Origin of the sequence: Ramlibacter sp. (assembly GCF_035548915.1) — a bacterium.
Lineage (GTDB): Bacteria > Pseudomonadota > Gammaproteobacteria > Burkholderiales > Burkholderiaceae_C > Ramlibacter.
In genome coordinates this window covers 217,415-239,193 of the sequence record NZ_DASZSE010000054.1, presented here as the reverse complement: position 1 = coordinate 239,193, position 21,779 = coordinate 217,415, and the positions used below count along the sequence as shown (strand labels likewise).

The window sequence follows — 21,779 nt, the reverse complement described above, 5'->3', positions numbered from 1 at the left end:
ACGGGATTATCCCGCCGCCGCCCGCACCGGGTCTCGCGCCGATAATGCCGGCATGCTGCGACGGTTGCTCCTCGCGTTGGCCTGCTGCGGCTGCTGGGCCGCGGTGCGCGCACAGGCGCTGCCGCCCGAGGTGGAGGCGGCGCTCGCCCGCGCGAAGGTGCCCGCAGGCGCGGTGGCGATGTACGTTGCGCCAGCCGATGGAAGCGCCCCTCCCCGCCTCGCGCACCGCATCGACACCGCGATGACGCCCGCCTCGGTCGCGAAGCTGGTGACCACCTTCGCGGGACTGGACCTGCTGGGTCCCGCATTCATATGGCACACCCCCGTGTACTTCGGCGGGCCGATCCAGGACGGCACGCTCGCCGGCAACCTGTACATCCAGGGGCAGGGCGATCCGCGGCTCGTCGTGGAGCGGCTCTGGCTGCTGCTCGAGCGCGTGCGGGGGCTCGGCGTGAAGCGCATCGCGGGCGACATCGTGCTGGACCGCAGCGCGTTCGACGTGCCGCTCGACGACCCGGGCGCTTTCGACAACGAGCCCTACCGGCCGTACAACGCGGCGCCCGATGCGCTGCTCGTGAATTTCCGCTCGGTGCTGCTTGCCTTCACGCCGCAAGGCGCGTTCGCGCGCGTGCAATCCGACGTGCCGCTGGCCGGGGTGAGCTGGCCCGCCACGGTGCCGCTTTCGAACGAGCCGTGCGGCGACTGGCGCGCCGCGCTGAAGCCCGACTTCAGCGATGCATCGCATCCGCGCTTCAACGGCGCCTACCCGATGGCCTGCGGCGATCGCGACTGGCCGCTCGCCTACGCCGACCCCGCGTCCTATGCCGCGCGCGCCGTCGCGGGTCTCTGGCAGGCCGAGGGCGGCGAGCTCACGGGCGCCGTGCGCGAGGGGCGCGTGCCCGCGCAGCTGAAACCCGCGTTCTCGTTCGCCTCGCCTCCACTCGCGGAAGTGGTGCGCGACATCAACAAGTTCAGCAACAACGTGATGGCGCAGCAGCTCTTCCTCACGCTCGGTCTGCAGCTGAAGGGCGCGGGCACGCGCGAGGCCGCGCGCGAGGCGATCCGCGACTGGTGGAAGAGCCGCTTCGCAAGCGCTGCGCCCGTGCTGGAGAACGGCTCGGGCCTCGCGCGCGGCGACAGCATCTCCGCGCGCCAGCTCGCGCAGCTCCTGCACGCGGCCTGGGCTTCGCCTCTCATGCCCGAGCTCGCCTCGTCGCTGCCGGTGCCCGGGCTCGACGGCACGCTCCAGCGCGGACGGCGCAACGTCGGGCAGGCGCACCTGAAGACCGGCAGCCTGCGCGACGTGGCCGCGGTCGCGGGTTACGTGCTGGGCAAGGGCGGCAGGCGCTGGGTCGTGGTCGCGATCGCCAATCATCCGAACGCGTATGCGGCGCGGCCCGCCTTCGACGCGCTCGTCGAGTGGGCCGCGCGCGAGTGACAGGGGCGTGCGGGTTCACCCGATGGGCCGAGCTTTCGGGCGCCGCTACGATGCAGCACCCAAATCGAACGACCGTTCGCTTTCTCAAGGAGCCTGTGGAGATGATTCGAAAGAACTGGAAACTCGCCGCGGCCGGCGCGGCGCTGCTGCTCGCGTCGTGCGGCGGAGGCGGCCCGGCCTTCACCAGCATGGTCAACTTCGGCGACAGCCTCTCCGACGTCGGCACCTATCGTGTCGGTACCGTGGCGGCCGTGGGCGGAGGAGAGTTCACGGTGAACGGCGCCGCGCCTCGCAACTGGACGGAAGACCTCGCGGTGTCGACGCACGTCGCGGCGCCGTGCGCGGCGCAGACAGGTCTCCTGCCGAACATCCCGGGGTTCACCGGCGCGGCGGTCGTCAATCACCCCGAATGCAACAACTACGCGCAGGGAAGCGCCCGCGTGACGCTGCCGCTCGGGCCGAACGCGGCCGGGCTGCAGGCCGCGCCCTTCAACCAGTTCAACATCGGTCTCATGGCCGTGCCGGTGGCCACGCAAGTGGCGAGCTACCTGTCCAAGTCGGGCGGCAGTTTCTCCGGCCATGAGCTGGTGACGGTCTGGGCGGGCGGCAACGACATCTTCATGAACTTCGCCGGCATCGGCGCGGCGCAGGCGGGCGGCGCGGGCGCGGTCGGCGCGGCGATGGCGGCCGGCTGGTCCTCGGACGTTCAGAATGCGGTCTTCGCGGGCGGCACCAACGCCGTGAACGCGGCGGTCTCGGCCGCGGTGGCCGCGATGGGGCAGGCCGGGACGGAGCTTGCGACCCTCGTTCGAACGCAGCTCCTCGCCAAGGGCGCGGGCTATGTGGCCGTGCTCAACCTGCCGGACGTGTCGATCACGCCGTTCGGCCTGAGCCTCACGGCGCAGCAGCGCGGACTGCTGCAGCAGATGGTGAGCGCCTACAACACGCAACTCTCGAACGGCCTCGCGGGCAGTCGCGCGCTGCTCGTCAACGTGTTCCAGGTCGGGCAGCAGGAAGCCGCGACGCCCTCGGCCTTCGGGCTCACCAACGTCACGAGCCCCGCGTGCGATCCGGCCTCACCGCTGAACCCGCTGCAGGGCTCCTCGCTCGGCTGCACCGACGCGAGCACGTTCGCGAACAGCACGCACTACCAGTACGCGGACTCGGTGCACCCCACGCCCTACGCGCACCAGCTCATCTCGAACCTCGTGTTCGACCAGATGCACGCGGCGGGGTGGATCTGAGCGCTGTCCCGGCATTCCGGTCCGAGCGGGGGGGCCGCTTCGCGTTCGGCCCCGGCACCAGACATCTCGGCTCGCCGGGCTTGTCGATCGGGTCCAGTTCGTGAAACCTCATCAGGGACTCGACCATCAAGCGCGTGGATCCCTCGCCGGCGCCCGCGACGATTGTCGTCTCCAGGTCGATGTTGCCGACGTCACAATGGTAGGCGAGCAGCACTTGCACGAGCTCGTGGCTCACGAGAGCATGCCGGTCCCTGTCGGTGTGGACGAACACCGATCCATTCTGGAAGTCGAGGCGATTGGCGCGCTTGTCGTAGCCGAGGTCTGACCTGAACTGCTTCTTGCTCACGGCCTCCATCAGATAGAAGTTCACCAGGGCGAACTCGTTGTCCTGGAAGCAGGCCGAGACCAGGGTTTCGTAGGTCAAGCCGGTCGGCGGCTCGCAATCCGGCCGCAACCGGTCGAACAGCTCGTGAGCACGCCCTGGCGTCTCGCTCATCTTCCAGGCGAAGAGGACGATGTTGAGGCTACGAACGGGGCCAAGGACGCGGTGTCGGGCGATCATCTCGATGAGGTAAAACTCCGCGCGTTCGGCCAGGCCCTCGTCCTTGCATGTGAAGATCGCATGCTGATACGACCGAATCGACGGTGTCCAGCCGAAGACCACCCTCATTTCATCGAAGGTCGCCAGTGAGGCGCCTGCCTGACCGCGGATCGCCAACTGTGCCGCAAGAGTTTCGTGGGTCACGCGGTCGGCGGCTCGTCGTGCTTCAGCCTCCGCCAGATCGTACGCTTCGCATCTGCACAGTGCCGTGATGAGGGCGGTCGCGAGGCGATTGCCCAGGTCGATCGCGCGCTTCGATAGCGCTTGCCGGCACCGTTCGATCTCCGGAAGGTTGAATTGCGGCATGCATGCGATGCTGACGCTTCGGACATCGTCGACCGTGGCCTTGCCCGCGTCGAACCTGGCACACACCAGCTCATGCGCCAGCATCGCATCCGGTCCGACGGACCAGGCACCGATCAGGGCCTTCTGAACCTCGTCGACCTTCTTCAATTCGTCGGAGGTGAGCGCCAGCACTTCCGCGACCATGGCGGGCTGCACTTCTTTCTTGCATTTCTTCAGCAGCGCGGTGATCAGATAGGCGTCCGGCGGTGCGCCGGCCTCGATCGTTCTGCGAACCAGTCCCAGGGCCGCGTGCAGATCGACGTCCTTCAGAATCAGGCTCGTGTAGATGCGCAGTTCGGCTTCCAATGCGCCCTTCAGCCTGAACCAGTGACACATGAGCGCGTGCGCTTTCTTCGGGTTGCGTGTTCGAAGGAAGGTGAACGTCGACCGCAGGGCCGTCCTCACGCTGGCGTGGGTCGTGGGCACGCGGTCCTCGACGATCAGTGCCAGGACGATGCGAAGGGTGTCGAAGTCCTGCGCGTCCCGGCACTTCGTGACGATGGCGCTGGTGACCGACGAATCCATCGGCACTCCGGCGGTTCGCATGTCGCGGACGCACTCCAGGGCCTCGCGAGCGCTCCGGTCCGGGTCCTGCACGCGACGGATGGTGGATTGCCGAAGTTCGTCGGACGTGTTCGCGCTGCGCCCATGATCCGAAGACCGCTCGCTTTGCGAGTGGCGTGCGCCGAAGCGCTCGGGACCCTTTGTTTCGCGGGCGGTGGCGCGCGACCCTTCGGATGCCTGGGAGGCGACCCTTGCTCTTTGCGAGAGCGGCCCGCGCGAAACATCATGGGGCGCAGAAGACCGCTCCCTGCGCTTGAGAGCCGGAGATGGCTTCGAGCCGGCGGTGCGGCCGTCCGTGATCCGGACGGCCGCATCGAGACTCTGCCAGTCCCGGAGGTGTGTGAGATTCATCACCCCTCAGTAACGCTTCGTCTCGCGCGGTTCCACCGCGCGAGCGCCTCGGGGCGCCGCTAGAACCGAGCGTGTATTCGATCCCACGCCACGTCGCCGAACAGGCGATTGGCAGCGGGGGTGAAGTACACGCCGTCGGCGAACGCGTAGGCGTCGTAACTCACGGACGTGCGTATCGTGGCGGCCGTGCAAAGCGCCGAATTCAGCTGGCCCGCGCCGAAACCGATGCCGGGGCCGGGATCGACGGTCGTGCACACGGCGGTCGTCGCGTCCGTCAGGCCGTACGCGGAGGGCACCGACGTGAGCAGGTTGAAGTAGAAAGCCGCATCGACGTACAGGACGTTGGCGCCGAGATCGACGATCGAGACGAGCAACTGCTCGTTGAAGCGCGAGCTGGCTTCGGAAGCGGGAGCGGTCTTGCCGGTGGCGATCGCGATCGGCGATTTCGAGAGATCGTAGGGCCCGACCACCACCACCTGCTTGGCGCCCGCGTTCACGAGCCGCCGAATCTGCGCGCCGAGGTCGCGCCCCGCCTGGCCGATGTCGGCCATCATCTGGTCGTGCGTTTCGGCGCCGGTCACGTACTGCCACACTTCGGAGATCACGTCTCCCGTGCCGGCGCTCACGAGCACGAGGTCGTTCGACGAGAAGCTGTTGCCCGCGAGGAACGTGTCGATCTGCTCGGCCACGGTGGGCGTCGCGGCATTGCCCGCGGCGTCGGGGTGCGTCGCGACGCGCGCATTGCCGGTGGCATACGACGTGCCGCCGAGCGCGGCGGTGGTGAGGTTGATGCCGAAGCGCGCCGCGACTTCCTGCGTCCAGGTGCCGATGGTGCCGTCGTTCACGGTGTAGCGCGCGTTGGCGACGCTCGCATTGCTGGTCTGCCCGAGGTCGGCGACGCTGTCGCCGAAGACGACGACCCGGGCCGGGACCAGCTGCGATTCGATGGTGCTGGAGCCGCAGGCCGCCAGCAGCAGCGCCGAAGCCGCGGCAACCCAGGCCAGGGCACGGCGCAGCGGAAATCTTGTCATCTGGAAAATCTCCACGTACGGAACCGGCTAGTGTACCGAGGCGCGCACCGCACCTCGTTAACGGATGGTCAAGACGCCGCCGCGCGGCGCAGGCGGTCCCGCACGCCGTCCCATTCGCTCGCCTCGGGCGGCGGCTCCACCCAGATGAGTTGCACGCCCTGCGCATCGAATTCGCGCAGCACCGCAAAGAGCTGGCGCGCGGTCTCGGCGGCGGAATCGGGCATGCGCCGCAGGCGGATGCGGTGCGAACGCGGCCTGAGCGGCGCGCGCGCGTACACGGCGATGTTCGGCGCGTCCTCGCCGAGGAGATCGAGCGCCGTCTGCAGCATCTTCGCGTCCATGAGGCGCAGCTTGGCCCGCGGGGCATAGTGCGCTTCGAGCGTGCCGGCAGCCGCGGTCCTGGGCCCCGCGACCTCGTGCGGCAGCAGCAGCCGCTCGCCGCAGGCCGCCTCCAGCTCGTCGAGCGGGAGCATCCCCGGCCGCAGCAGCACGGGCGCCCCGCGGCTCACGTCGACGATGGTGGATTCGATCCCGACCCGGCACGGTCCGCCGTCCAGCACCAGCAGGCCGCTGCCGAATTCTTCCTCGACATGCAGCGCCGTCGTGGGGCTCACGCGGCCGAACCGGTTGGCGCTCGGCCCGGCAAGCCCCGGCACGGGCGGGTCGAGCGCGGCGCACGCGACGAGCAATGCATGCGCGACCGGATGAGCCGGGCAGCGCACGCCAACGGTCGGGTGGCCGCCGGCGGCGCCTTCCGCGACGCCGGCGCGCCGTGGAAGGATGAGCGTGAGCGGCCCCGGCCAGAACGCATCCATCAGACGCTTCGCGACCGCGGGCACGTCGGATGCGAACTGGGCCACGATCGGCGCGTCGCAAACGTGCACGATGAGCGGATGATCTCTCGGGCGGCCCTTCGCGTCGAAGATGCGCGCCACGGCTTCGTCGCGCGAAGCATCCGCGCCGAGCCCATACACCGTCTCGGTGGGGAATGCGACCAGCTCTCCGCGGGCGAGCGCCTGTGCCGCGCGCGCGATGGCTTCGGAAGACGCGCCGTCGAGGATCACTGCCCGGCTTTCGGTTCAGAACGGCGCGATGCCGAGCAGTTGCGCCGCTTCGCGCGCAACCCGCCGCGCCCCGCTCGCATCCGGCGCGGTCACCGTGAGATGGCCCATCTTGCGTCCCGGCCGCGCGGTTTCCTTCCCATAGAGGTGCAGGTGAACGCCCGGCAGCGCCAGCACGGGCGCCCAGGGCGGCGGGGCTTCACGGCCGCTCAGAAACCACAGGTCGCCCAGCAGGTTGAGCATCACGGCCGCGCTGTGTTGCCGTGGCTTGGCCAAGGGCAGGCCCGCGAGCGTGCGAACCTGCAGCTCGAACTGCGACACGTCGCTTCCGTCCAGGCTCCAGTGACCGCTGTTGTGCGGCCTCGGCGCCATTTCGTTGACCACGAGCGAGCCGTCGGCGAGACCGAAGAATTCGACACACAGCACGCCGACGTAGCCAAGGCCCTGCGCGATCGCGCACGTGGCCTCGATCGCCGCGCGTCCGGGCGCTTCGGGCACGTTGCCCTCGAACACCTCGCTCACCGCGAGGATGCCGTCGCGGTGCAGGTTGCGCGCGACCGGCAGATGGACCATGCCGCCGTCCGCGCCGCGCGCCACGACGACCGAGCACTCGAAGTCGAGCGGCAGCAGTTTTTCGAGAACGCATGGGACGCGCTTGAACGCATCCCACGCGCGCGCGAGTTCTTCGTGCGTGGCGACGCGCTGCTGTCCCTTGCCGTCATAGCCGAGGCGGGCGGTTTTCAGGATGCCGGGCAGCAGTTCGGGGCGGACGGCGTCGAGATGCTCGGACGATTCGATCAGCAGGTGCGGCGCGCAAGGCACGCCGCATTTCTCGAAGTGGGCCTTCTCGCGCGCGCGATCCTGCGCGATCGCGACGGCGCCCGCATGCGGCGCGACGAAGCGTTGCGAGGCGAGCCTTTCGAGCGCCGGGGCCGGCACGTTCTCGAACTCCGTGGTGATCGCCTGGCTCAGGTCGGCAAGGCGCGCGAGGCCCTGCGGATCGAGATAGTCGGCATGGACGTGATGATGCGCGACCTGCCCGGCCGGACTCGAAGGATCGGGGTCGAGCACGGCGGTGACGTAGCCGAGCTGCTGCGCGGCGTGCACGAACATGCGGCCGAGCTGGCCGCCGCCCATCACGCCCAGCGTGGCGCCCGGCAGGAGCGGCGTCATGGCGCGGGCGGCACGGTCATGCCGCGCGCCGCCTCGGTCTGGCGGCTTCGGAAGGCATCGAGCTTCGCCCGCAGCGCGGGGTCGTCGACCGCCAGCATGGCCACGGCGAAGAGCGCGGCGTTGGCCGCGCCCGCCTCGCCGATGGCGAATGTGGCGACCGGGATGCCCCGGGGCATCTGAACGATGCTGTGCAGCGAATCCACGCCCTGCAGATGACGGCTGGGCACGGGCACGCCCAGCACGGGCACGGTCGTCTTGGCCGCGAGCATGCCCGGCAGGTGCGCGGCGCCGCCCGCCCCGGCGATGATCGCTTTCAGGCCGCGGCCCGCTGCGTCCTGCGCGTACGCGAACATGTCGTCGGGCATTCTGTGGGCGGAGAGGACCCTCGCCTCGTGGGCGATGCCGAATTCCTGGAGAATCTGAACTGCGTGGCGCAGGATGTCCCAGTCGCTGCTGGAACCCATCACCACGCCGACCTGGACCGGGCTCATGGAAGGAAAGCGCTCGTCGTCGAAAGGTTGAATTTTACGGTTCCAACCTGAACTCACCGGCAATGATCGACGTCACCCTCGAAAACTTTGAAAGCGAGGTCATCGCGGCCTCCATGGACCAGCCCGTGCTGGTGGACTTCTGGGCGCCCTGGTGCGGCCCGTGCAAGACGATCGGGCCGATCCTCGAAAAGCTCGAAGGCGAGTACGGCGGCGGCTTCAAGCTCGCGAAGATCAACTCCGACGAGGAGCAGCAGCTCGCCTCCGCGTTCGGGGTGCGCAGCATCCCGACCGTCGTCCTCATGATGAACGGCCAGCCGGTGGACGGCTTCATGGGCGCCGTGCCGGAAAGCAAGGTGCGCGAGTTCCTCGACAAGCACGTGACGGCGGTCGTGGCCGAAGAGGAAGCCGCCGCCGAGGCGCCGGCCCCCGAGCTCGATGCCGAAGGGCAGCTCGAGCGGCTGCAGCATGCCGTCGCCACCGACCCTGCCAACGACGACGCGCGCTTCGACTATGTGAAGGCGCTGCTCATGGCCGGCCGCCTCGCGGATGCGAAGCGCGCGTTCGAGCCGGTGGCGGCGAAGGCGCCGGCGCTGCGCCGGCTCGATGCGCTCAGGCGGTGGATCGAAGCGGTCGAAGCCGAGGGCGCTCACGATGCCGCCGCGCTCGACGCGCGGATCGCTGCCAACCGGCGCGACTTCGACGCGCGCTACGCGAAGGCGCAATCGCTCTTCGCAAAGCAGCAATGGACCGCGGCGATGGACGAGCTGCTGGAAATCCTGATGCGCGACAAGTCCTGGAACGAGGAAGCCGCGCGCAAGCTCTACATCGCGATCCTGGAAATCATCGAGCCGCCGAAGCAGAAGACGGCCGAAGGGCAGATTCCGTCGGACGACCCGACCGTCGCCTCCTACCGCAGGCGGCTGTCGAGCGTCGTGCTGAGTTAGTCAGCGGTGCGGGCGATAGAGCCGAGTGTCGTCATCCCCGCGAAAGCGGGGATGTAAGGCGGGGATGTAAGGCGGGATGCAAGGCGGGTTGGGCCGGCGCCGCGCCTGCCGCTTCGGGTGGCTCGGCACTACGCCGTAAGCCGCTCGAGCGCCTCACGGTATTTCGCGGCGGTCTGATCGATCACCTCCGCGGGCAGCTCGGGCGCAGGCGGCTGCTTGTTCCACGGCTTACCGTCGATGCGCACCGCCTCCAGCCAGTCGCGCACGAACTGCTTGTCGAAGCTCGGCGGATTCTCGCCGCTGGCGAACGCCGCCTCGTAGCCTTCCACCGGCCAGTAGCGCGACGAATCGGGGGTGAGGACTTCATCCATCAGGACCACGTTGTCCTCGTCGTCGAACCCGAATTCGAACTTCGTGTCGGCGATGATCATCCCCTTCGACGACGCGAACGCCGCCGCTTCGCGATAGATCGCGATCGAGAGGTCGCGGACCTTCGCGGCCACGCCGGCACCCGTGATCTTCACGACCTCCTCGAACGAAATGTTCTCGTCGTGCTCGCCCATCTCGGCCTTGGCCGCGGGCGTGAAGATCGGCTCGGGCAGTCTCGACGCGTTCTTCAGGCCCGGCGGCAAGCGCACGCCGCACACCGATTGCGACGCCTGGTACTCCTTCCAGCCGCTGCCCGCGAGGTAGCCGCGCACGACCGCTTCGACGGGGATCGGCCGCAGGCGCTTCACGAGCATCGAGCGGCCCTTCACCTGCGCCACTTCGTCGGGCCGCACCGCGCTTTCAGGCGCCTCACCGGTGAGGTGGTTCGGGCAGATGTGGCCGAGCCGCGCGAACCAGAAGAGGGCCATCCGGGTGAGGATTTCTCCCTTGCCCGGAATGGGTTCGCCCATGATCACGTCGAAGGCCGAGAGGCGATCGCTCGCGACCATGAGGATGCGGTCGGCGCCGACGGCATAGTTGTCTCGGACCTTGCCGCGGGCCAGCAGCGGCAGCGATGCGACGTGCGAAGTGTGGAGTGCGGCGGACATCGGGCGATTTTCGCCGATCGCCGCTCGCGCGAATCGGAAGTGTCCGCAATCGTCGCGTCGCGTCCGAGGCCGCGCCTTCAGTTCACGACCTGCGCGAGCTCACCCTTGCCATACTGCTCCGCGACCACCTGCAGCGGCTGCGGCCGGATCTTCCCGGCTTGCCCTTCGCAGCCGAACTCCACGTAGCGCTGCTTGCAAATCTGCCTGGCCGCTTCGCGCGCCGGCTTGAGCCATTCACGCGCGTCGAATTTCTCGGGGTTCTCCGCGAGGAATTTGCGCACCGCGCCGGTCATCGCCAAGCGGATGTCGGTGTCGATGTTGATCTTGCGCACGCCGTGCTTGATCGCTTCCTGGATTTCCTCCACGGGCACGCCGTAGGTCTCCTTCATCTTGCCGCCGTACTGGCGAATGATCTCCAGCAGTTCCTGCGGCACCGAAGAAGAGCCGTGCATCACGAGGTGCGTGTTGGGGATGCGGCGGTGGATTTCCTTGATGCGCTCGATGGCGAGGATGTCGCCCGTCGGCTTGCGCGTGAACTTGTAGGCGCCGTGCGAGGTGCCGATCGCGATCGCAAGCGCGTCGAGCTGCGTCTTCTTCACGAAGTCCGCCGCCTGCTCGGGGTCGGTGAGGAGCTGCTCGCGCGTCATCGTCGCTTCGGTGCCGTGGCCGTCTTCCTTGTCGCCGCGCATCGTCTCCAGCGAACCGAGGCAGCCGAGCTCGCCTTCCACGGTGACGCCGACCCGGTGCGCCATGCCGACCACCTTGCGCGTCACATCCACGTTGTAGTCGTAGCTCGCGATCGACTTGCCGTCGGACTCGAGCGAGCCGTCCATCATCACGGAGGTGAAGCCGAGCCCGATCGCGCTCGCGCACACATCCGGGCTCTGCCCGTGGTCCTGGTGCATCACGAGCGGGATCGACGGATACATTTCCACCGCGGCCTGGATGAGGTGCTTGATGAACGGTTCGCCCGCGTACTTGCGAGCGCCCGCGCTCGCCTGCAGGATCACCGGCGAGCCGGTCTCCTTCGCCGCTTCCATCACGGCTTGCACCTGTTCGAGGTTGTTGACGTTGAAAGCCGGAATGCCGTAGCCGTTGGCGGCGGCATGGTCCAGCAGTTGGCGCATGGAGACGAGGGGCATGTGGATTCCTGAGCTGACAATGGAGGCGCTACGCGGCGCACGGACAGCCGCTTCGCGAATCCGCTCGATTTTATCCCCGCCGCCCCTGCGCTAAGCGGGCCGCCCCGGCTCGAAAAGTGTCGTCAGCTCATCCTGCGACAGCCAGGTGAAGCATCCCGGCGCGAGCCGCAGAAGGGCAGCCGCCGTTTCCGGGTTGAGCCGGCCCGTGTGCCTCAGGCCCTCGCGCCGCTGAAATTCCCCGAGCGCCTCGCAGGTCGCGCGGTCCCAGAGGCCGCTTACCATGTCCTCGCGCGGCCAGCCCAGGTCGGCGAGCGCGCCTTGCACCGCCGCGAAGAAGCGCGCTCGGCGGTCCTTCCATCGCAGATCGATCACATGCTCCTCGACGTCTCCCTCGATGCTTGGGCTCCTGGGCGCCGGCAGCACGAGCGTGCCGGCCCGCTCGCGCGGCAACCGCAGGATCATGGAGTCGTAGCCCTGCGCCCGCGCCGCTCGCATGGCCGATTCGAGCAGTTCCCCGCCGCCGCCGCCGCGCAGAAGTTCTCCGGTCAAGGCCAGGTCGAGTTCGCAGGCCGACTCGTCGGTTTCGCTCATCCCGAATCCGAAGTAGGCGTGGATGCGCCGCCCCGCGTCCGTCGCGACGAAGACCTGCCAGAGGAAAGGCTGCAGCAGGTCATCGCCTTGCAGCAGGCGAGCGCGGGCGAGCCGCTCGGCCGTATGACTCACGCTGCACAGGCCGGCGCGGTCGCCTTGTCCGACTTCGCCCAGGAAGGCTTCGAGGGCCTGCGATCCGGCGTCGTGCGGCCAGGCGCTCAACTCGAGCCGCGTGCCGTCTTGCAGGCTGAACGGCAACGGCGTCTCGAACCTGGAAAGCACCGGATCGAGCTCCCGGGCCAGGGCATCGAAGAACGCATTGCGCGCATCGCGCGCGGCGCGCGAGTGCGAAAGCCCATGGGTGCCACGCGCGTTGAACCGGTCGATGAAACTCTGGTCGCGCTCGTTCGCCGTCTCGCCCTGCCTGTGCGCCATGTACAGGTGGAACATGGCCTCGAGCTCGCTCGCCGAAACGTCGTAGCTCGATCTGTCGCGCCGGCACGCCATGGCCATGAGGCATTGATGGCGCCGCATCGCGCAGTTCATCTCGGCGCGGAAGCCGCGATGCGGGGTGAGACGCGGCCGGCCGCTCTCGGCCGTGTGGATCGAGGCCGCCGACAGGCGACGAAAGGACGCGGGCAGGACCGCGCCTGCGAGTCGTTGAGAGGATGCGGCGGCGCGCATGGTGGATGCCCCTTCCGTCGGAACGTGGTCGCGACACTCTAATGCACGTCGACGGGAGACTTCCGGTTGGGTGCGCCCTGCAGCGCCCCGCGGCGCCCTCAGCTCGCGCGGCAGATCTTCAACATGTTCGTGCCGCCGGGCGCGCCCATCGGCTCGCCGCACGTGATGGCGTAGATGTCGCCGCTTTGCACGATGCCCCGGCTCTTCAGGTGCGCTTCCGCCTCGGCAAGGGCCATGTCCCGCTCGGCACTCTGGTCCATGAGGAGCGGCCGGACGTTGCGGTAGAGCGCCATCTTCCTTTGCGTCGCGAGCTTGGGCGTGAGCGCATAGATCGGGATGTGGACGCGATGCCGGCTCATCCAGAGCGCGGTGGAGCCGGAGTCGGTGAGCGCGACGATCGCCTTGCAGCCGAGGTGATACGCGGTGAAGAGCGCGCCCATCGCGATCGAATGGTCGATGCGCGAGAACGTCATGCCGGTGAAGTCGGCGTCGAGCTTCACGTCCTCGGCCATCTCGGCCTCGGCGCAGATGTTCGCCATCTCGCGCACGACTTCCACCGGATATTTGCCGGTCGCGGTCTCCGCGCTCGTCATCACGGCGTCGGTGCCGTCGAGCACGGCATTGGCGACGTCGCTCACTTCCGCGCGCGTGGGCACGGGGTTCGCGATCATCGATTCCATCATCTGGGTGGCCGTGATCACCACCTTGTCGAGCTGGCGCGCGAGCCGGATCATGCGTTTTTGCAGCGCCGGCACGGCGGCGTTGCCCACCTCCACGGCGAGGTCGCCGCGCGCGACCATGATGCCGTCGCTCGCCTTCAGGATCGATTCGAGGTTGGGGATCGCCTCCGCGCGCTCGATCTTCGCGATGAGGCCGGGCTTGTGGCGATAGTCCGCGGCCGCCACGTTGCACAGCTGCCGCGCCATCTCCATGTCGGTCGCGTTCTTCGGAAAACTCACCGCCACGTAGTCGGCCTGGAACGCCATCGCCGTGCGGATGTCTTCCATGTCCTTGGCCGTGAGCGCGGGCGCGGTGAGGCCGCCGCCTTGCCTGTTGATGCCCTTGTTGTTGGACAGCACGCCGCCCAGCTTCACGGTCGTGCGCACCTGGTCGCCCTTTACCTGATCGACCGTGAGCACGATGAGGCCGTCGTTCAGCAGCAGCGTGTCGCCGCTCTTCACGTCGCGCGGCAGTTCCTTGTAGTCGAGGCCCACGCCGTGGAGGTCGCCGGGCTCGTTGCGCGACGCATCCAGCACGAACTTCATGCCGGGCTCCAGCTGGATGCGGCCGTCGGCGAACTTGCCGACCCGGATCTTCGGTCCCTGCAGGTCGGCCATGATGGCGACCTCGCGCCCGGCCCGGTGCGCGACTTCGCGCACGCGCATCGCGAGATCGATGTGGTCCTGCGCCTTGCCGTGGCTGAAGTTGAGGCGGATCACGTTGACGCCCGCCGCGATCATGCGGCCGAGCACTTCCGGATCGCTCGACGCGGGGCCGAGCGTGGCGACGATCTTGGTAGCGCGACGAGCCATGCGGCCGATCTCCTCGAAACTCGGTTTCGTGGATTCTCACACGGGATGCCCGGGGCGGGTTACGGACGGGTTACGGGCGCGTCACGGGCGAGTCACCGGCGAATTAGGGGGTGAGTCAGGGCGCCGCAGGGATGTCGGCGGCGCGTCTTTCCAGTATTTCGAAGGCCGGCAGCTGCTTGCCTTCCAGCACTTCGAGAAAGGCTCCGCCACCGGTCGAGATGTAGCCGATGTCGCCTTCGATGCCGTATTTGGCGATGGCCGCGAGCGTGTCCCCGCCGCCGGCGATGCTGAACGCGTCGGACTGCGCGATCGCACGCGCGACGGTTTCCGTTCCCTTCGCGAAAGCATCGAACTCGAACACACCGACGGGCCCGTTCCACACGATCGTGCCCGCCGCCTTCAACTGCCGCGCGAGCATCGCCGCGGTCTCGGGGCCGATGTCGAGGATCATCTCGTCCGCGGCGACGTCCCGCGCTGGCTTCGTGGTGGCGGGCGCATCCGCGGCGAAGCTCTTCGCGACGACCACGTCGAGCGGAATCGGCACGTCAGCGCCGCGCGAGCGCATCGCCTCGATCACGGCGTTCGCCTCGCCCACCAGTTCGGCTTCGGCGAGCGACTTGCCGATCGGCAGTCCCGCGGCGAGCATGAACGTGTTGGCAATGCCGCCGCCCACGATGAGCTGGTCCACCTTCCGCGCGAGCGACGTGAGGATCGTGAGCTTGGTGGACACCTTGGAACCCGCGACGATCGCCACCAGCGGCCGCTTCGGTTGCGCGAGCGCCTGAGTGAGCGCGTCGATCTCCGCTGCGAGCAGCGGCCCGGCGCAAGCGACTTTCGCGTACTGCGCGATGCCGTAGGTGGACGCCTCGGCCCGGTGGGCCGTGCCGAACGCATCGTGCACGAAGATGTCGCACAGCGCTGCCATCTTCTTCGCGAGCGCCGGGTCGTTCTTCTTCTCGCCCTTGTTGAGGCGGCAGTTTTCGAGCAGCACCGCCTCGCCGGCTTTCACCTCGACGCCGTCGACCCAGTTCGACTTCAGCGGCACGTCGCGGCCGAGCAGTTCGCCCAGGCGAGCGGCCACCGGGGCGAGCGAATCTTCGGGCTTGAACTGGCCTTCGGTCGGGCGGCCGAGGTGCGAGGTCACCATCACCGCGGAGGCGCCCGCGTCGAGTGCCATGCGGATGCACGGCACCGAAGCGCGGATGCGCGTGTCCTCGGCGATGCGGCCCGCGTCGTCCAGCGGCACGTTGAGGTCGGCACGGATGAAAACGCGCTGCCCGCGAACGCGGCCGGCGGCACAGAGGTCGGAGAATCGCAGGATGTTCATGATCCCGCGATTGTAGGAAGCGCTACCAGCGCAGCGCGATATGCAGCGGCAGGTAGGCCAGCATGCCCGCCGCGAGGGTGAGAAGGACGCTGCGGCGCCAGAAGTAGACGGCCGTCCCGAGCGCCGCGCCGAAAAGCCGCGCATCGTGCCAGGTGCCGATCAGCCTGCCGTCGGCGGTGAGGATTTCGGGCGCCACGACGGCGGCGAGCGCCGCGACCGGCGCATAGTGCAGCGCGCGCTCGGCCCACGCGGGCAGCATCCACTGGCGATCGAGGATGAAGAAGAAGCAGCGCGAGATGAGCGTCACTACCGCCATCGCGACGATCACCCCGACGGTCCAGCCATCCGTCATGGGGCTTCCTTGGGGCGCGGCCAACCCGCTTCCAGCCGGAAGCACAGCAACACCGCGGCCCCGATCGCGAGCACGACGTTCAGCTTGAGCGGCAGTGAATAAGCCGCGATGGCCACCGCGCCGGCGATGAGCGCGGCCAGCACGCGCAGCGGCGTCGTGGTGAGCGAGCACAGGATGGCGAGCAGGCACAGGATGCCCGCGAATCCCAGCCCCCAGCCGGTGGGAACGAGGTTGCCGAGGAAAACGCCCGCGAGGCTCGCGCCGACCCAGGTCACCCACGTGAGGAAGTAGTTGCCCGCGAGGAACGCCTCCTGCGCGAGCCGCCCTTCGGCGTCCTGGGCCGGCTGCGTGAAGCGGCTCGTGAAGATCGCATACGTGAGGTCGGCGGTGAGAAAGCCGTTCACGAGACGCCGCCAGCGGGGCATGTGCATGAGATAGGGCCGCATGTGCAGGCTGAAGACGACGAAGCGCAGGTTCACGCAGAACGCGGTGGCGAGAATCACCCAGGCCGGCGCGCTCGCGACGATGAGCGGGATCGCCGCGAGCTGCGAGCTGCCCGCGTAGACGAGGACCGTCATGAGGCCGGCTTCGAGCGCGCTCATCCCCGACTTCACCATCGCGACGCCCATCATCAGCCCCCACGCGCTCGTCCCCGGCGTGACGGGCGCGGTGGCGAGGATGCCCTGCCTGAATTCGGGATGGCGGTAGATGCGCCGCTCGAAGAACATCAGCCGAATCGCTCCCCGGCCTGGATGGGAAAGCCGCGCAGGAACTCGGAGTGCGCGAGGCGCTTGCCGCCCGCACGCTGCAACTCGGTGATTTCGAGGCGGCCTTCACCGCACGCCACGCCGATCCCGTGCTCGTCCACCGCCACGACGGTGCCCGGCGGCACGCTGCCGCGGCCGCGCATCGAGGCGGTGGCGCGCCAGAGCTTCAGCGTCTCTCCGCGCAGCGTCGCGCTCGCGCCGGGAAAGGGATCGAAGGCGCGGATGCGTCGTTCGATCGCCTCGGCCGGCAGCCACCAGTCGATCCGCGCTTCGGCCTTCTCGATCTTGCTCGCATACGTCACGCCCTCGGCGGGTTGCGGACGCGGCGCAAAGCCGCCGCGCGCCGCCAGCTCGAGCGCTTCGACGATCAACCGTGCGCCGAGCGCGGCCAGCTTGTCGTGCAGCGTGCCGGTGGTGTCGCCGGGCTCGATGGGAATCGCTTCCTCCAGCAGGATGTCGCCCGTATCGAGCCCTTCGTCCATCTGCATGATGGCGACGCCGGTCTGCGCATCGCCGGCTTCGATCGCGCGGTGGATCGGTGCCGCGCCACGCCAGCGCGGCAGCAGCGACGCGTGGATGTTGAGGCAGCCGAGCCGCGGCGCCTCGAGCACCCACTTCGGCAGGATGAGGCCGTAGGCCGCGACGACCATCACGTCCGCGCGCGCGGCGTCGATCGCCTCGCGCGCGGCCTCGGCGTCGGCCGGATACTTGCCGTGAAGCCGCAGGCTGCGCGGTTGCGCGAGCGCGAATCCGTGCTCGAGCGCGAACTGCTTCACCGGCGAAGGCTGCGGCTTCATGCCGCGGCCGGAGGGCCGGTCCGGCTGCGTGAGGACGAGGACGATGTCGCAATGCGTCGCATGCAGCCGCTCGAGCGCGGTGCGCGCGAATTCCGGTGTGCCGGCGAAGATGACTCGCATCGAGGCGATGGCGCGTCCTTCAGTTCCGGTCGTTGGGCGCGTTGATGAATTCCATGCCGGGATGCGCGCGCTGCACGACGCCCCTCGGGTCCACGTAGACCCAGTAGAACATCGGCTCGTTGCCTTCCTTCCAGCGGTAGGTCCACACCTCGCCCTCGAAGCTGCGCACGCCGTCCACCCACGCAGGCGGGCCGAACTCGCGCAGCACGTCCTCGCGCGTCCATTGTCCGGGCACGATGCGCTGGAACTCGGCGGCCGTCATGACCTGGCGCGAACGCACCACCTTGCCGGCGGCGTCGAGGTCGACGTCGAACACGTAGTGGCCAAGCGGCTGCATCGAATACTGCAGGCGCTGGCCGCCATCGGGCAGCGGCACGACGCGCGACGGCCGCCCCGCGCGGGCGAGCACCTCGTCTCGCGTGGCGCCCGGCGCGATGTTCCAGGCACGCATCGGACCGGCACAGCCCGCGAGGAGCGCAAGTAGCGCGAGCGACAACGCAAGCGACGGGAATCTGCGCATGGCGGCTTTCCCCGGCATTCGAGCTCAGACCCGTTCGGCGTCGCGCCGGGCCTTGAGCATCTTGGTCCTGATCCGGTTGCGCTTGAGCGGCGACAGGTATTCCACGAACACCTTGCCAAGCAGGTGATCCATCTCGTGCTGGATACAGACGGCGAGCAGACCCTCGGCTTCGATCACCCGGGCGTTGCCCTCACCATCCAGCGCGCGGACCTTGACCGCTCTCGAGCGCTCCACGCCGTCGTAGATGCCCGGCACCGAAAGACAGCCTTCGTCGTTCACCTGCTTCTCGTCGCTCGCCCAGACGATCTCGGGATTGACGAACACCTGCGGCTGGTCGCGTTCCTCGGACACGTCGATCACGATCAGCCGCTCGTGCACGTCGACCTGCGTCGCGGCAAGCCCGATGCCGTTGGCCTCGTACATGGTCTCCAGCATGTCCGCGATCAGGGTCTTCACGCGCGCGTCGACCGCCTCCACCGGCTTGGCCACGGTGTGCAGTCGCGGATCGGGGTAGCAGAGGATGGGCAGGCGTGACATGGAAGAAGGCGTCTCGGAAATCCACACGGCAAAGATGGGGGCGGTGTCGCTATTTTCGCTACTTTTGCCGCGGCTGACCGGTCAAAAGGCCAATATTCGTTGCCCGATCAAGGGCTTGAGCGCAGAATCGCCAGTAACTTGTCAAGTCCTGCGCTTGGGGGCGAGGGGCAAAAGGAACAACGACCATGGCGCACAGTCCGGCAACCGGCTCGAAACTCCTGGCGAATGCGCTCGCATGCGCTGTCGCGCTGGCGCTCGGCGCCCTCGCGGGCGGCCCGGCCTTCGCGCAGAACTATCCCATCACGCCCGAGCAGCGCGCAACGGCCCAGCAGGTCGCCCAGGCGGGCGTGCCGCTTTCCGAGCTGGCTCCCAACGCGCCCGACAGCTATACCGTCAAGCGCGGCGACACCCTGTGGGGCATCTCGGGCGTGTTCCTGAAGAGTCCGTGGCGCTGGCCGGAGCTCTGGGGCATGAACATGGAAGAGGTGCACAACCCGCACCTCATCTATCCCGGCCAGCAGCTCTACCTCGAAAAAATCGGAGACCGGGCGCGGCTGCGGATGGGCACCGCGGCCGCGGGCGTGGTGGAGGCGCCCGCCCCTGCCGGCGAGACGATCCGCGTGTCCCCGCGCGTGCGCTACGAGGCGCTCGCCGATACCTCCATCCCGACGCTCGCACCCCACCTGATCGAGCCGTTCCTGTCGGAGCCGCTGGTCGTGGGCGAAGGCGATCTCGATCAGGCCCCCCGCCTCGTCGCGACGCAGGACACGCGCGTGCTCATCACCCGCGGCGACCGTGCCTACGCACGCGGGGTCACGGGCAAGCCGCTGAAAGAGTCCGATCCGCGCCGCATCGACTCGTTCCGGGTCTTTCGCAATGCGGTTGCGCTGCGCGACCCGGTCACCCAGCGGGTGCTCGGCTACGAGGCCAAGTACCTCGGCGAGGCCGAGCTCGTGCGCGGCGAAAGCGTGGAGCCGGTGCAGACTTCGGGCGGCGGCACCCAGCAGATGGTGGTGCCCGCGACGATCGACATCACGGCCGCGCGCGAGGAAATGCGCGTCGGCGACCGGCTTCTGCCCGAGCCGCCGCGCCAGCTCACGCGGTACGTGCCGCATGCGCCCGCGCAGCGGCTGCAAGGCAGCATCGTCTCGGTGTATGGCGACGCGGTCGCGGTGGCGGGACAGAACCAGGTGGTCGCGATCAACAAGGGGCTGGCCGACGGCATCGAAGTGGGCCACGTCCTCGCCATCCTGAAGGACGGCGCCGTGATCGAGGACCGCTCCCAGGACGGCCAGCACGCGACGATCAAGATTCCCGACGAGCGCAACGGCCTGCTCATGGTGTTCCGCCCGTTCGAACACGTGTCCTACGCGCTCATCCTCGAAATCGGCGATACGGTGAAAGTCGGCGACCGCGTGGTCAACCCGCGCTGACGCGCCGCGTTCCATGATGGCATGGAACGCGACGAACTCTCGGCCTGGCTTCGGCTCACCCTCACCCCCGGCGTCGGCAACCTCGCGTCGCGGCATCTGCTTGCGGCGTTCGGGCTGCCCCACCGCATCTTCGAACAGGACCGCGAAGCGCTCGAACGAGTCGTCGGTGCCTCTCAGGCCGCGAGCCTGCGGCGCGAGCCCGAGGGTCTGCAACGCCAGCTCGACGCGACGCTGGAATGGCTCCAGGGCGCCGCTGCCGGCGCCGTGCGGCGCGTCCTCACGCTCGCCGACACCGGCTATCCAGCCGCGCTGTTGCAGACGGAAGACCCGCCGCCGCTGCTCTACGTCATGGGGCGAGCGTCCGCGCAGTGGCCGCCCGCCGTATCGATCGTCGGCAGCCGCAATCCCACCGCGCAGGGCGCGGACAACGCGCGCGCGTTCGCCAAGGCGTTGGCCGAGGCAAGGCTTGCCGTCGTCTCCGGTCTCGCGCTGGGCATCGACACCGCGGCGCACGAAGGCGCGCTGCAAGGCGCCGCCGCCGATGCGCTCGCGACGATCGCCGTGGTCGGCACCGGCCTGGATCGCGTCTATCCCAAGCGCAACCTCGCGCTCGCGCACCGGATCGCCGAGCACGGACTGATCGTGAGCGAGTTCGCATTGGGCGTGCCACCGCTCGATGCCAACTTCCCCCGGCGCAATCGCATCATCGCGGCGCTCGGATTGGGCACGCTGGTGGTGGAGGCGGCGCTGAAGTCCGGCTCGCTCATCACGGCGCGCCTGGCGAGCGAGCAGGGCAAGGACGTCTTCGCGGTGCCCGGCTCCATCCACTCCCCGCAGTCGCGCGGCTGCCATGCGCTCATCCGCCAGGGCGCCAAGCTCGTGGAGACGGCCGAAGACGTGCTGGAGGAGCTGCGGCTCATCCAGGCTCGGCCGGTGGCCCGGGCCGAGGCCCCGGAGCGCGAAACCGAGGAGGCCGAGAACGACAGCACGCTGCTCGGCGCCTTGGGGTTCGACCCGGTCGGGCTGGACGCGCTCATCGCGCGCACCGGCGTCCCGGCTGCGAAGCTGCAGGCCGAACTTCTGGAGCTCGAACTGGCCGGACAGGTCGCCCGCCTGCCCGGAGGCCTCTACCAGCGAATCGCAAACGGCTGAAGTCCGCGGGGAGAACATGCTGTATCAGGCTGGATAAGGGGATCGGTTCTCGGCTATATTGCGCTCATGTTCGAAGTGCTGGTGTTCGTCTACGAAACCTACTGGCGCGGCGATGCCGTCCCCGAACTGCCCCAGCTGGAGCGCAAGCTGAACGCCCACGGCTTCGAGCCCGATGAAATCCACGACGCGCTCGTGTGGCTCGATGGGCTGAACGTCGCGGCGGAAAACACCGAGGTCCCGCAAGACGCGGGCGAGGTCGTCGCCCCTTCGCTGCAGTCGCTGCGGGTGTATTCGAAGGCCGAGCAGGACCACCTGGGCGCCGAATGCCTCGGGTTCATCGCCTTCCTCGAATCCTCGGGCGTGCTGCCTGCGCCCATGCGCGAAATCGTGCTTGACCGCGCGATGGCCGTGGAAGAAGGCCCCGTCACGCTGGACGACCTGAAAATCATCGTGCTCATGGTTTACTGGCGATTCGGCCAGGAGCCGGATGCGCTGGTGCTCGACGAGCTCTGCGACGACGCGGCCGACCGGCTCGCGCACTGAGC

Annotated in this window: 21 protein-coding genes; 6 read left to right on the top strand and 15 right to left on the bottom strand. The window is 68.6% G+C overall.

Annotated features, from left to right (window positions below):
* The first annotated feature begins 52 nt into the window (after positions 1-52).
* Positions 53-1,438: a D-alanyl-D-alanine carboxypeptidase/D-alanyl-D-alanine endopeptidase gene (gene dacB, locus VHA82_RS25185; RefSeq protein ID WP_325548497.1), complete on the top strand. Its 1,386-nt coding sequence runs from the start codon at positions 53-55 to the stop codon at positions 1,436-1,438.
* A gap of 101 nt (positions 1,439-1,539) precedes the next feature.
* Complete coding sequence (locus VHA82_RS25180; RefSeq protein ID WP_325548495.1) at positions 1,540-2,682, top strand: SGNH/GDSL hydrolase family protein; 1,143 nt, start codon at positions 1,540-1,542, stop codon at positions 2,680-2,682.
* On the opposite strand, the gene VHA82_RS25175 is transcribed toward VHA82_RS25180, so the two are convergent.
* From VHA82_RS25175 to purE, 5 genes are all read right to left on the bottom strand, one after another.
* On the bottom strand, positions 2,633-4,543 hold the full coding sequence (locus VHA82_RS25175; RefSeq protein ID WP_325548493.1) for a hypothetical protein: 1,911 nt from the start codon (positions 4,541-4,543) through the stop codon (positions 2,633-2,635). The two genes, VHA82_RS25180 and VHA82_RS25175, sit on opposite strands and share 50 nt — an antisense overlap.
* Positions 4,544-4,602: 59 nt before the next feature.
* The gene (locus VHA82_RS25170; protein WP_325548490.1) at positions 4,603-5,574 is read right to left on the bottom strand and encodes an SGNH/GDSL hydrolase family protein; all 972 of its coding nucleotides are present in this window, start codon (positions 5,572-5,574) and stop codon (positions 4,603-4,605) included.
* A 68-nt stretch (positions 5,575-5,642) separates the two neighbouring features.
* Positions 5,643-6,638: an L-threonylcarbamoyladenylate synthase gene (locus VHA82_RS25165; protein WP_325548488.1), complete on the bottom strand. Its 996-nt coding sequence runs from the start codon at positions 6,636-6,638 to the stop codon at positions 5,643-5,645.
* Positions 6,639-6,653: 15 nt separating this feature from the next.
* The gene (locus tag VHA82_RS25160; protein WP_325548486.1) at positions 6,654-7,808 is read right to left on the bottom strand and encodes a 5-(carboxyamino)imidazole ribonucleotide synthase; all 1,155 of its coding nucleotides are present in this window, start codon (positions 7,806-7,808) and stop codon (positions 6,654-6,656) included.
* Positions 7,805-8,299 carry a 5-(carboxyamino)imidazole ribonucleotide mutase gene (gene purE, locus VHA82_RS25155; protein ID WP_325548484.1) on the bottom strand — a complete coding sequence of 165 codons (495 nt, stop codon included), beginning with the start codon at positions 8,297-8,299 and terminating at the stop codon, positions 7,805-7,807. The genes VHA82_RS25160 and purE overlap by 4 nt, the downstream gene beginning before the upstream one ends.
* Positions 8,300-8,361: 62 nt before the next feature.
* Here purE and trxA point away from each other — a divergent pair, with 62 nt between their 5' ends.
* Positions 8,362-9,243: a thioredoxin gene (trxA, locus tag VHA82_RS25150; RefSeq protein ID WP_325548481.1), complete on the top strand. Its 882-nt coding sequence runs from the start codon at positions 8,362-8,364 to the stop codon at positions 9,241-9,243.
* A 128-nt stretch (positions 9,244-9,371) separates the two neighbouring features.
* On the opposite strand, the gene VHA82_RS25145 is transcribed toward trxA, so the two are convergent.
* From VHA82_RS25145 to def, 10 genes are all read right to left on the bottom strand, one after another.
* The gene (locus VHA82_RS25145) at positions 9,372-10,280 is read right to left on the bottom strand and encodes a phosphoribosylaminoimidazolesuccinocarboxamide synthase (RefSeq protein WP_325548479.1); all 909 of its coding nucleotides are present in this window, start codon (positions 10,278-10,280) and stop codon (positions 9,372-9,374) included.
* A gap of 77 nt (positions 10,281-10,357) precedes the next feature.
* Complete coding sequence (gene fba, locus VHA82_RS25140) at positions 10,358-11,422, bottom strand: class II fructose-bisphosphate aldolase (RefSeq protein WP_325548477.1); 1,065 nt, start codon at positions 11,420-11,422, stop codon at positions 10,358-10,360.
* A gap of 90 nt (positions 11,423-11,512) precedes the next feature.
* Positions 11,513-12,697, bottom strand: a complete 1,185-nt coding sequence (locus VHA82_RS25135) for a peptidoglycan-binding domain-containing protein (RefSeq protein WP_325548474.1) — start codon at positions 12,695-12,697, stop codon at positions 11,513-11,515.
* 98 nt (positions 12,698-12,795) lie between these two features.
* Positions 12,796-14,229 carry a pyruvate kinase gene (gene pyk / locus VHA82_RS25130; protein WP_325548472.1) on the bottom strand — a complete coding sequence of 478 codons (1,434 nt, stop codon included), beginning with the start codon at positions 14,227-14,229 and terminating at the stop codon, positions 12,796-12,798.
* Between the two features lie 115 nt (positions 14,230-14,344).
* Positions 14,345-15,556 carry a phosphoglycerate kinase gene (locus tag VHA82_RS25125; RefSeq protein ID WP_325548469.1) on the bottom strand — a complete coding sequence of 404 codons (1,212 nt, stop codon included), beginning with the start codon at positions 15,554-15,556 and terminating at the stop codon, positions 14,345-14,347.
* Between the two features lie 22 nt (positions 15,557-15,578).
* Complete coding sequence (locus VHA82_RS25120; RefSeq protein WP_325548466.1) at positions 15,579-15,908, bottom strand: AzlD domain-containing protein; 330 nt, start codon at positions 15,906-15,908, stop codon at positions 15,579-15,581.
* Positions 15,905-16,636 (bottom strand): AzlC family ABC transporter permease, encoded by a 732-nt coding sequence (locus tag VHA82_RS25115; RefSeq protein ID WP_325548464.1) that lies wholly within the window; start codon positions 16,634-16,636, stop codon positions 15,905-15,907. Before VHA82_RS25115 ends, VHA82_RS25120 begins: the two co-directional genes overlap by 4 nt.
* On the bottom strand, positions 16,636-17,592 hold the full coding sequence (fmt, locus tag VHA82_RS25110; protein ID WP_325548462.1) for a methionyl-tRNA formyltransferase: 957 nt from the start codon (positions 17,590-17,592) through the stop codon (positions 16,636-16,638). Before fmt ends, VHA82_RS25115 begins: the two co-directional genes overlap by 1 nt.
* Before the next feature lie 19 nt (positions 17,593-17,611).
* Positions 17,612-18,112, bottom strand: a complete 501-nt coding sequence (locus VHA82_RS25105) for a hypothetical protein (protein ID WP_325548460.1) — start codon at positions 18,110-18,112, stop codon at positions 17,612-17,614.
* Between the two features lie 24 nt (positions 18,113-18,136).
* On the bottom strand, positions 18,137-18,649 hold the full coding sequence (gene def / locus VHA82_RS25100; protein WP_325548458.1) for a peptide deformylase: 513 nt from the start codon (positions 18,647-18,649) through the stop codon (positions 18,137-18,139).
* Between the two features lie 185 nt (positions 18,650-18,834).
* On the opposite strand from def, the gene VHA82_RS25095 reads away from it, so the two are divergent.
* From VHA82_RS25095 to VHA82_RS25085, 3 genes are all read left to right on the top strand, one after another.
* The gene (locus tag VHA82_RS25095; RefSeq protein ID WP_325548456.1) at positions 18,835-20,082 is read left to right on the top strand and encodes a LysM domain-containing protein; all 1,248 of its coding nucleotides are present in this window, start codon (positions 18,835-18,837) and stop codon (positions 20,080-20,082) included.
* Positions 20,083-20,103: 21 nt separating this feature from the next.
* The gene (dprA, locus tag VHA82_RS25090) at positions 20,104-21,234 is read left to right on the top strand and encodes a DNA-processing protein DprA (RefSeq protein ID WP_325548454.1); all 1,131 of its coding nucleotides are present in this window, start codon (positions 20,104-20,106) and stop codon (positions 21,232-21,234) included.
* A gap of 66 nt (positions 21,235-21,300) precedes the next feature.
* Positions 21,301-21,777 carry a DUF494 domain-containing protein gene (locus tag VHA82_RS25085; protein WP_325548450.1) on the top strand — a complete coding sequence of 159 codons (477 nt, stop codon included), beginning with the start codon at positions 21,301-21,303 and terminating at the stop codon, positions 21,775-21,777.
* The last annotated feature ends 2 nt before the right edge of the window (positions 21,778-21,779 follow it).